The following is a 432-nucleotide window of genomic DNA, read 5'->3' as shown; positions in this document are numbered from 1 at the left end:
CTATTACTGTCGGTACTGTAGATACTTGGAATCTTTCTGCTAATTCCATACTTTGATCTATATCAACTTTTAGAAAATCTGCTGAACTTTCCATATCATTTCCTAATGCTTCAAATACTGGTGATAACATTTTGCATGGTCCACACCAAGTTGCAAAGAAATCTACTACTACTATCCCATCTTTATTTTCTACTCTATTTGAAAATTCGTTTGTTTTTATTATTTGTGCCATAATTCTCACTCTCCTATAATATTTTAATAAGTTCTTCTTTATAAAACTAGATTACTACTATATATATTTCTATTCAACTAGGCACTTTTTTGTAACCAGTTAAATTATATTTTATTTTATAAGTATGATGCTATTTTATTCTTTAAGTTTTCTTTAGGTATAAACCCTACTAATCTATCCATTTCTTTTCCATCTTTGAA

1 protein-coding gene is annotated in these 432 nt (G+C 27.5%); it reads right to left on the bottom strand.

What is annotated here, in order from left to right:
* Positions 1-232: thioredoxin family protein (locus BN899_RS18310; RefSeq protein WP_042278446.1), on the bottom strand; the 232-nt coding region annotated here is incomplete at its 3' end.
* Between the last annotated feature and the right edge of the window lie 200 nt (positions 233-432).

This window comes from Faecalimicrobium dakarense (genome assembly GCF_000499525.1).
GTDB classification, from domain to species: domain Bacteria; phylum Bacillota; class Clostridia; order Peptostreptococcales; family Peptostreptococcaceae; genus Faecalimicrobium; species Faecalimicrobium dakarense.
Note: the sequence above shows the minus strand (reverse complement) of the source record. Positions and strands in the feature narration are given on the sequence as shown.